This window comes from Mesorhizobium sp. BR1-1-13 (assembly GCF_020165515.1).
GTDB lineage: Bacteria > Pseudomonadota > Alphaproteobacteria > Rhizobiales > Rhizobiaceae > Mesorhizobium.
The window spans coordinates 20,528-30,818 of sequence record NZ_JAIUIH010000022.1; the positions used below are offsets into that span (position 1 = coordinate 20,528).

Below are 10,291 nucleotides of genomic sequence, written 5' to 3' on the forward strand. Positions count from 1 at the left end.
GGGTTGATATCGCAGATAAGAGTGAGTTCCGTCAACCGTGATCGAATGCCGTCAGTTGCGGCTTGCAATCGCGCTAATGTTGAGTAAGTTACACCAATTGCCGTCGCAGAACGGCGTTTTTGGAGGAAACAGTTGAGCGACTCCGGCCGCCAGCGTCAGATCGTCGAGCTCTTGCGCGATCGCCCGTTCGCCTCGGTGCGGGAGCTGCAGGAGCGGCTCGGCGTTTCGGCCGCGACGGTGCGGCGCGACATCGACCGGATCGACGAGGCGGGCGAGGCGCGCAAGGTCTATGGCGGCGTTTCGGCGCTCGACGGCACGTCGCATGCCGGCGTCGCCTATGCCCGGCCCTATGACGAGAATCGCGACCTCGCGGTCGAGGCCAAGCGGCAGATCGCCAGCGTCGCCGCGACCATGGTGCGCGACGGCGACGCGGTCATCGTGCATGGCGGCTCGACCTGCTTCCATCTCGGGGTAAAACTCGCCGAACGCAACATCCGGCTCTACACCAACTCGATGCCGCTGGCGGCCTATCTGAGCGATCATGGCCATTGCAGCCTGACCGTTGCCGGCGGCGACCTGCACCGCGAGCCGGGAATCATTCACTCGCTCACCCATCCGGCACCTTTCTACGCTTCGAAGTTCTTTCTCGGCGCGCAAGGCATCGGCCAGGAAGGCTTGCTGGAATCGCACCCGCTGCTGGTGCGCTCGATCGTTGATCTTAGCCAGTGCGCCGACCAGATCGTCGTGCTGGCCGACAGCCGCAAGCTGTCGATCCAGGCCCGTAACGTCGCGCTGCCGCTGTCGCGTATCGGCACGCTGGTCACCGACGACGGTCTTTCCGATGCCGACGCGCGCATGCTGGAGGATGCCGGCGTCATGGTGCGGATCGCTTCCCCCATGGGAGCCATCTCATGAAGGTCGCGGTGCTCGACTTCGGCAAGACCAATTCGAAGCTGTTCGTCTTCGGCCAGGACGGACGCATTCTCAACGAGCGCCGGACCCAGCCGAAATGGACGCGCCAAGGCGGCTTCAGCGTGCTCGATGAGGCCGACCTTCACGATTGGGCGCTCGGCGCCGTCACCGCTGCGATCGAAAACCATGGCGTGGAAGGGGTGATGGTTTCGGGCCATGGCTGCACCTTCGCCCTGGTGGACGACGCGGCGCTGACGCATCCGATCCTCGACTATGAGCAGGAGCCGCCGGCCGAAATCGCCGCGCGGATCGATCGCCGCATTCCGGACTATGCCGAGACGTTCTCGCCGCGACTGCCGCTGGGCTTCAATTATGGCCGCCACATGCTGTGGCTGCAGGAGGCCGCACCCGACGCTTTCGCGGCGGCGAAATGGATCCTCGGCTATCCGCAATATTGGAGTTGGCGCCTTGGCGGCAGGCCGGTTTGCGAAGTGTCCTATCTCGGCTGCCATTCGCATCTGTGGGCGCCGCGTCGTCACGATTTTTCCTCACTGGTCGACGCCGAGGGGTGGCGCCACCAGATGCCGGCCTTCGCGCGTGCCGGCACTGTCATCGGCGAACAGGACTTCGGCAGCGCGGCACGGCCGCTCGCCATCCACAACGGCGTCCACGACTCGAATGCCGCGCTCCACGCCTATCGACGGCAGGGGCTGGGCTCGGTGACTGTGGTTTCGACCGGCACCTGGGTCGTCGTGCTCAATCCCGACTGTCCGCTCGAGACGCTCGACCGCGATCGCGACATGCTGGTCAATGTCGATGTCGACGGCGGCCCGGTGCCGACCATCCGCTTCATGGGCGGGCGCGAATTCGCCGCCATCAGCGCCGGCTGGCAAGGCCCGGTCGAAGGCGCGGCGGTGCAGCGGGCGATCAATGCCGGCATGATGGCGCTGCCGAGCTTCGCGCCGGGCGGGCCGATGCCCGGCCGTTCAGGCCGGCTGGTCGGACGCACGCCAGATGCCGGCGAGCGTGCGGCCGTAGCCCTGCTCTATGTCGCGCTGATGCTCGACCTCTGCCTCGACCTCATCCATTCCAGCAACACCGTGATCATCGACGGCGGGCTCAACACTGGTGGCCTGCTCGCCGCCCTCCTGGCGCAGCTGCGGCCGGAGCAGGCCTTCATGCAGGGTGCTTCGCTGGAAGGCAGCGCCACGGGCGCCGCGGCCCTGGCTTTCGAGAGCATCGGGCGCGAATTCGCGGCCGAGCCGCCGGAGCCGGTGAAGGCAGCGCGCTTCACCAGCCTCGCCGGCTACCGCGACGGCTGGCGCGATTTGGTCGCCGGGACCGGCGGCAAGGTCGCAGCCCGATGAGCGCGGAGGCCAAGACTGAGACAGCCGGCACGGGGGCAGAACGCCACCCGGTGCTGGAAATGCGCCATATTTCGAAGACGTTCGGCGCGATCCGCGCCCTGCAGGATGTTTCGCTTACCGTCCAGGCCGGCGAGCTGCACGCGTTGATGGGCGAGAACGGCGCCGGCAAGTCGACGCTGATGAAGGTGCTGTCGGGCGCCTATCGTCCCGATCCCGGCGGCGAGATCCTGATCGATGGCATGCCCGCCGCGACCGGCGATCCGATCAAGGCGCGCGCCAGCGGCGTCGCGGTGATCTACCAGGAACTGTCGTTGGCGCCCAATCTGACGGTGGCGCAGAACATTTTCCTCGGCAACGAACCGCGCCGTTTCGGCATCGTCGACCGCGACCAGTGCAACCGGCGCGCGACCGAGATCATCGGCCGGCTTGGCGTTTCCTTTTCGGCGCGTGCCCTGGTTTCCGGCCTGTCGCTCGGCGAGCGCCAGCTGGTCGAGATCGCGCGGGCGCTGTCTACCAATGCGCGCATCATCGTCATGGACGAGCCGACCACGTCCCTGACCTCGCGCGAGACCGAGCGGCTGTTCGAGGTGATCGCGACGCTGAAGGCGCAAGGCATCGCCATCATCTACATCAGCCATCGCATGGAAGAGGTCTATCAGCTCGCCGACCGCGTCAGCGTGCTGCGCGACAGCGGCTATGTCGGCACGCTGGAGCGCGCCGACCTCGGCGCCTCGCGCCTCGTTTCGATGATGGTCGGCCGCGATCTCTCGGCGTTCTACAAGAAGGATCACCGCCCGCCGGGCGAAAAACGCGCCGTGGCGCTGTCGGTGCGCGGCATGTCCGACGGCAGGCTGTTGAAGGACTGCTCCTTCGACCTCTATCACGGCGAGGTGCTGGCGCTGGCGGGCCTGGTCGGCTCGGGTCGCACCGAACTTGCCAGGCTCATCTTCGGCGCCGACCGGCGTAGCGCCGGCACGTTGGAGCTCAACGGCAAGCCGATCGCCATCGGCTCGCCGCGCGAGGCGCTCGATGCCGGCATCGCCTATCTCACCGAGGACCGCAAGGAACTCGGCCTGTTCCTCGACATGTCTATTTCCGACAACATCAACATGGGCGTGCTGGCCAGGGATGCGCGCGCCGGCGGCTTCCGCGACTTCGCCGCCGCCGACAGGCGCGCTGCGAAAGCCGTCGCCGATCTTTCGATCCGCACCCGCTCGGCGCAGGCCAATGCCGGTTCGCTGTCGGGCGGCAATCAGCAGAAGGTGCTGCTCGCTCGCCTGCTGGAGACCGAGCCGAAGGTCGTCATCCTCGACGAGCCGACGCGCGGCGTCGATGTCGGCGCCAAATCGGAAATCTACCGGCTGATCGACGATCTCGCCAACCGGGGCATCGCCATACTGATGATCTCCAGCGAACTGCCGGAGGTGATCGGCGTCGCCGATCGGGTGCTGGTGATGCGCGACGGCGCCATATCAGGCGAGGTGACGGCATCCCGGGGCGAGCCGCTTCGCCAGGAAGCGATCATGGAACTTGCGACGGGAGCGGCCCAAGAAGGACCGAAGGAATGACCGACAGAACGACCGCGACGACGACGGTGGATCAGGCGGCAGTCAGGAGCCGGCGGCTGCGCACGGCTTTGGCCGCGCTCGGCATGCTGCCGGTGCTGGTGTTGCTGGCGGCCGGCTTCCAGTTCATCAATCCGCGTTTTCTCACCGGCACCAACTTGTTGATAGTCACGCAGCAATCGTCGATCAACATCGTGCTCGCCGCTGGCATGACCTTCGTCATCCTCACCGGCGGCATCGACCTGTCGGTTGGCTCGATCCTTGCCGCTTCCGCAATGGTGGCGGTGCTGGTGTCGCTGGTGCCGGACTGGGGCCTGCTCGGCGTGCCGGCGGCCATTCTGGTCGGTCTCGGCTTCGGGGTCATCAACGGGCTGCTCATCGCCTATATCAGGCTGCCGCCCTTCATCGTTACGCTGGGATCGCTCACCGCCGTGCGCGGCGTCGCCCGCCTGCTCGGCGAAGATACGACCGTGTTCAACTCCGACCTGCCGTTCGACTTCATCGGCAATGGATCGCTGTTCGGCGTTCCCTGGCTGGTCATCATCGCGCTGACGGTGGTGGTGGTGTCGTGGCTGGTGCTGAAGCGCACCGTGCTCGGCACCTGGATCTATGCCGTCGGCGGCAATGCCGAGGCGGCGCGGCTGACCGGCATCAAGGTGCCGCTGGTGCTGCTCTTCGTCTATGGCGTGTCCGGCCTGCTGGCAGGCCTCGGCGGCGCCATGTCGGCGGCCAGGCTCTATGCCGCCAACGGCCTTCAGCTCGGCCAGTCCTACGAACTCGACGCTATAGCCGCGGTCATCCTGGGCGGCACCAGCTTCGTCGGCGGCGTCGGCTCGATCTGGGGCACGCTGATCGGCGGGCTGATCATCGCCGTGCTGTCCAACGGGCTCATCCTGGCCGGCGTCTCGGACATCTGGCAGTACATCATCAAGGGATTGGTCATCATCGTGGCGGTCGCCCTCGACCGCTACAGGCTCCAGGCAGGGGCAAGAACGTGAGTGACCTTGTCGCCGGCATCAAAGACCGGCTTGTGTAACGCACCGTGAGAGGCGCGGGGCATCAGGAGGAAGTAAGCGTAATGAAGACCATCGCCAAACTGCTCTGCGGCGCCGCGTTCGCGGCCGTCGCCATTGCGCCGGCATCGGCCAAGGACCTGAACAAGGTCGGCATCTCGGTCGGCCTGCTCGGCAACCCCTTCTTCGTCGCCACCATCAAGGGCATCGAGGACGCGGCCAAGAAGATCAACCCGAACGTCGAGGTGACGTCGGTGTCGGCCGACTATGACTTGAACAAGCAGGTCTCGCAGGTCGATTCCTTCATCGCCGCCGGCGTCGACGTCATCATGCTCAACGCCGTCGACGCCAAGGCGATCGCGCCCGCGGTGAAGAAGGCGCAGGCGGCGGGCATCGTGGTCGCCGCCTTCGACGTCTCCGCGCCAGGCGCCGACGTCACCGTGATGACCAACAATGTCAAGGCCGGCGAGGAGGCCTGCCAATATCTGGTCGACCAAACCGGCGGCAAGGGCAACTACGTCATTCTCAACGGTCCGGCGTCTTCGTCGATCCTGGAGCGGGTGAAGGGCTGCAAGAACGTGCTTGCCCAGCATCCCGACATCAAGATCCTGTCCGACGACCAGAACGCCGAAGGCTCGCGCGACGGCGGCCTGAAAGTGTTCCAGTCGCTGCTGACCCGTTTCGACAAGATCGATGCGGTGTTCGCCATCAACGATCCGACGGCGATCGGCGCCGAGCTCGCCGCCAAGCAGCTCAACCGCTCGGAGTTCATCTTCACCGCCGTCGACGGCGCGCCGGACATCGAGAAGGAACTGGCATCCGGCAAATCCATGATCAAGGCTTCTGCCTCGCAGGATCCCTATGTGATGGCCGGCCAATCGCTGACGATGGCCGCCGACGTGCTTGCCGGCAAGAAGCCGGCGGAGCCGGTGGTGCTGCTCGATCCGAAGCTGATCACCGCCGAGAATCTCAAGGACTACAAGGGCTGGACCGCGGCCCGCTGATCAGTCCGACACGGGCGCGGCCGGTTGACCCGGCTGCGCCCCCTCCATATCTCGCCGCAAACCGGAGACGATCATGTCGCGCATCGGAATCCATTCTTTCGTCTGGTCGGCGAGTTCGACGCAGGCCGAGCTCGAACGCACGCTGGCCAACACCAAGGAGGCTGGCTTCGACCTGATCGAATTCTCCTATCTCGACCCCGCCAATGTCGATATTGGCGGGCTCGCCAAGCGCATCGCCGATCTCGGCCTCGGCGTGGCGATCAGCATCGGCCTGCCGGCCGACGGCGACATTTCGAGCGCCGACAAGGCAGTCGCCGCGCGCGGCGTCGGGATCCTCAACGACACTGTTGCGCTGACGCGCGACCTCGGCGGACAGAAGGTCGCCGGTATCCTCTCGACCAGCCACGGATTGCAGACCGAGGCGCCGACGCAAGAACAGTGGAACCGCAGCGCCGGGACGCTGGCCAAGGTTGCCGAAACCGCGAAGGCGGCAGGCGTCACGCTCAACCTCGAGATCGTCAACCGCTTCGAGAGCAATCTGCTCAACACCGCCGCGCAAGGGCTGGCCTTCATCAAGGACACCGGCTCCGACAACATCTTTCTCCATCTCGACACCTTCCACATGAACATCGAGGAGGCCGATGTCGGGCTGGCCATCCGCCATGCCGCCGGCAAGATCGGCTATGTCCATATCGGCGAGAGCCATCGCGGCTTCCTCGGCACCGGTACTATCGACTTCGCCGCAATATTCGATGCGCTGACGGCGATCGGCTATGCCGACGATCTCAGCTTCGAATCCTTCTCGTCGGAGATCGTCGACGAGAACCTGTCGAAGAAGACCGCCATCTGGCGCAATCTGTGGACGGACAACATGGCGTTGGCCAAGCACGCGCGCGCCTTCATCGGGCTGGGAATGGAAACGGCAAGGCGCAAGGCGGAACTCGTCGCGGCGCGCCACAAGCCCTGAGGACTTCAGCTGACGAGCAGCGGGGTTGCCAAATCGCCCACCCCAAGCGTGGACGCGCCTGGTTCCTGGGGCAAGGCCGCGAACTCAGCTTCATTGACTGTGAAGGCAGTTAATGCTACAAAGTACCTATGGTGCTGAGTCGCGCCAGTGACCCGCCGAGCAGGCGGGTTTTTTCGTTCCTCCGTCAAACGGTGCGAAGGCGCCGGTGAACCCGGATTGGTCGCCCTGGTCCCCCTGGCGGCATTGCCCACGCCACGCGTAACAGCTATCCGACGGTGCGACAGCGAAGCAAAACGGAGCCCCGGCATGACGAACAAGACGATCCTGAAATTCGGCACCGTCGAACACGCGGAGGCCGGCGACCTGCCTGGCTGGATCGCGGTCGAGGGCCGGCCGACGATGCAAACCGCGGTCCAGCACACGACCGCGGACGGCAAGGTGATCTCAGGAACCTGGCGGGCGTCGCCCGGTACGTATCACGCCACCTACACCGACTATGAGTTCGTGCACATGATCGCGGGCCGCATCCTCATCACGCCCGACGGCGGCACGCCGGTCGAAGTCGGCCCCGGCGACGCCTTCGTGGTGGAAGCCGATTTCAAGGGAACCTGGAAGATCATCGAGCCGGTGACGAAACATTTTGTTGTCAGGGTGGGCTGAGGCAGGCTGCGGACAGCCGCTCGCTGGCCTTTGATACTTTTCGTCAATCCGGCCATCCTCGCATGTTCATTCAACTGGCGGGGCCGTGGCTGGCGCCCCGTTGGGGCGAATGGGACCAGAATGCCGGCAGGGCGAACGGTGTCCGCCTTGCTCATCGTGCCATCGCGTGAGACCCCGCGGCGAGCAATCTCGCCATCGGAGCACGCAATCGGGCTACAGGACCCGCGGCCATCTCATTGTTTACTGAGAAAGGCCTTGCAACCCGGCGTGAGTTCGCTGAGGTGCTGTTTAAGGCAGCCTTGCGCCTTCACTTCGTTGTCCATGTGGCACACCCGCTTGGCGTCCGCTCTACAGGGTGTCTTGTAGGCATCTTTCGCTAAAGCGGCGTCGGTGAGAAAAAGCGATATACAAGCCAAAAGCGCCAGTTGAAGTGACTTTCGATTCCGCATGGTTGTGTTCCCATCGTGAGTGCAGAAGCGCGGTCTTTATATGCGTTAATGCTAAAGAATGGGAATCCACCATAAGGAGGAGGGTGCGAGCACCCGCGCAAAATCGGATGAGCAATGTAGCGCAAAACACGGCTTACATAAGCGCAGTGCTGACCAACTGTCTCGCGCACGACTCAATCAAAAGCGCTAATATAATCCCCGGTTTGTCGAGCTTGTTTCCAATTTTGTGTTGGAGTAACCCAATATCGCTTGGGAACACGAAATGGAGAGGGTCGTTAGGATGCATGCGGGATAGGTTTTTCCTGCCATTTTTCTGAAATATGTAATTGTTCCTTGGCAATATCGGAGGGAAAGACCCTTCGTCTTGAATAAATAACGAAGCCGCGATTACGGACGTTTATTCCTGATTTGTCGACGACACGAAGAATATTCGAGCCGTGATCGAGCAGTTTTCATCTACTTATAAATGAGGGACGAGATGTCTACCGTGTTTAGACGCGCGTACATCAAACCAGCTTGGTGTTTTCTTCTCGTGGTTACGTCAGTTGCGTTCCTCATTTGCCTGGGGGGTGGGGAGCTCACTGCGGGTGAGTTCAAGAAAACCAGCTGTTGGTTCGAAATTCCCCGAGATCGGGCAATGACGTGTGGGACCGTGAATGTACCAGAAAATAGAAAGAAGACGGTTGGTACCGAGGTCGTCCTGTCCGTGGTCGTATTCGAACCGGACCGCGAACGGCACGAACCGGTCGTGTTTCTCACAGGAGGACCGGGGCAGCCTACCGACATTGCCAATAGCGACGACATCGATGGATGGTGGGAATTCATCGCCGCCCAGAGTTGGATGATCGGACGCCGCGTAATCGTTGCTGATCAGCGGGGCATCGGAAAGTCCGCTCCCGCCTTGGACTGTTCTCAATATTTCAAGCCCGATCATTGGAATGCCATTCTCTCGAGCGTTGAGGTCGAAACCACCTTTGGCAACCTCAAAAAAGATGAAGTTCTTGCCTGCAGGACGGCGTTGATCGCAAAGGGCATCGATCTTCATGCCTACAACACCGAGGAGAATGCGGAGGATATTGATGACCTTCGAAAGGCTCTAGGGATAGAAAAGTGGGTTCTCTACGGCGTATCGTATGGCACCAGGCTTGCTCTGGAAGTGATGAACCAGCACCCTGAAGGGGTCTCGGCGAGTATATTGGATTCAGTTGTTCCGCTGGACATCAATTATCTGAACGAAGATGGTCCGAACCTGGACCGTTCGCTAAAGATTCTAGAGCGAGACTGTGAGGCAGCGAACAGATGCATGAAGGGGATATCCAATGCTGTTCAGCTTATCACAAGACAGCTGGATCGGCAGCCTTTGCTCTTGCGCAGCACAGATAAAGAGGCGCGCTACACATATGTCTCAGGGGCAGATTTCCTCGAGCTTATATTCGGCATTTTATACGATCGCGATGCGATCCCGACCCTCCCGGAGCTGATCGAGAGGACATACAAACAGGATTTCAGGCCCCTGGCGGAGATATTTTTCGATGCTGACGACCTGGAGATCTCCCAAGGTATGGACTTCTCTGTAAGTTGTTCCGACAGCGATCTCCCCGATCTGAATGGCAAACAGGACAAATACTGGTCGAAATGGGTTGAGCTGAACGACTACTCCTGGGCATGCCCTCTTTGGATGCTTGAGAACGGGTCAGCATCGCGGATGCAGCCGCGCCGCACGGACATACCCACTCTACTGTTGTCAGGAGAATATGATCCGGCAACGCCGACAGCGTGGGCGGACCACGCGGCGGAAACCCTTCCTTTCGGCCAGGTGGTGGTCTTTCGGGGGATCGGACACGATGTCATAGATTCCGACCCGTGCGGGTCGAAAGTAGTTGCTGATTTCCTCGCAAACCCCAAGCTCAAGTTGAAGACTGAATGTGTCAGCGAGATGGGGGCCCCGCAGTTCCCAAGCCCGCCAAAGGAACTGTGGTCGGGGGCGGAGACACTGCGCTCACTATCGGCAGCTCGCTCCAAGCAGTCTAGGTTGAGACTCCGATTTTGGCATTGAAGTTCTTCTCGAGACAATTGTGAACGCCGGAATTGGCTAGTGGCGAACTCCGTATAAAGCTGAATCCGCGAATAAATTAAATACCAGGTTAGCACCATTTAAGAACCCCTCTCGTCTTGGGGATGCAAGTCGCGCGCCTGTCACATTCTGTAAAATGCCGAAAATGTCACAGAAATTCTAGGAGGATCGAACAGTGTTTACGTCTCGTCGTGTATTGCTTTCGGCCTTGGGTGCAAGCATCGCATACGCCGCCTTTGGTGGCATCGCGCGTGCGAAGGGCGGTGGTGGTGGAGGAGGC

Annotated in this window: 8 protein-coding genes; all 8 read left to right on the forward strand. The window is 62.2% G+C overall.

All coding sequences use genetic code 11. The annotated features are described in order from the left end of the window. The first annotated feature begins 132 nt into the window (after positions 1–132). The 8 genes from LB533_RS29425 (at position 133) to LB533_RS29460 (ending at position 9,993) form a co-directional block, all read left to right on the forward strand. Entirely contained in the window at positions 133–915 is a 783-nt protein-coding gene (locus LB533_RS29425; RefSeq protein ID WP_224678838.1) for a DeoR/GlpR family DNA-binding transcription regulator, read from the forward strand. Continuing rightward, positions 912–2,279, forward strand: a complete 1,368-nt coding sequence (locus tag LB533_RS29430) for a carbohydrate kinase (protein WP_224678839.1) — start codon at positions 912–914, stop codon at positions 2,277–2,279. The genes LB533_RS29425 and LB533_RS29430 overlap by 4 nt, the downstream gene beginning before the upstream one ends. Continuing rightward, entirely contained in the window at positions 2,276–3,847 is a 1,572-nt protein-coding gene (locus LB533_RS29435) for a sugar ABC transporter ATP-binding protein (RefSeq protein ID WP_224678840.1), read from the forward strand. Before LB533_RS29430 ends, LB533_RS29435 begins: the two co-directional genes overlap by 4 nt. Then, positions 3,844–4,842: an ABC transporter permease subunit gene (locus tag LB533_RS29440; RefSeq protein WP_140554329.1), complete on the forward strand. Its 999-nt coding sequence runs from the start codon at positions 3,844–3,846 to the stop codon at positions 4,840–4,842. Before LB533_RS29435 ends, LB533_RS29440 begins: the two co-directional genes overlap by 4 nt. An 80-nt stretch (positions 4,843–4,922) precedes the next feature. Next, positions 4,923–5,861, forward strand: a complete 939-nt coding sequence (locus tag LB533_RS29445) for an ABC transporter substrate-binding protein (protein WP_140517934.1) — start codon at positions 4,923–4,925, stop codon at positions 5,859–5,861. 73 nt (positions 5,862–5,934) lie between these two features. Beyond that, positions 5,935–6,828: a sugar phosphate isomerase/epimerase family protein gene (locus LB533_RS29450; RefSeq protein ID WP_224678841.1), complete on the forward strand. Its 894-nt coding sequence runs from the start codon at positions 5,935–5,937 to the stop codon at positions 6,826–6,828. A 306-nt stretch (positions 6,829–7,134) separates the two neighbouring features. Further along, positions 7,135–7,488 carry a cupin domain-containing protein gene (locus LB533_RS29455; RefSeq protein ID WP_140643505.1) on the forward strand — a complete coding sequence of 118 codons (354 nt, stop codon included), beginning with the start codon at positions 7,135–7,137 and terminating at the stop codon, positions 7,486–7,488. Between the two features lie 1,086 nt (positions 7,489–8,574). Beyond that, positions 8,575–9,993: an alpha/beta hydrolase gene (locus LB533_RS29460; protein WP_224678845.1), complete on the forward strand. Its 1,419-nt coding sequence runs from the start codon at positions 8,575–8,577 to the stop codon at positions 9,991–9,993. Positions 9,994–10,291: the final 298 nt, after the last annotated feature.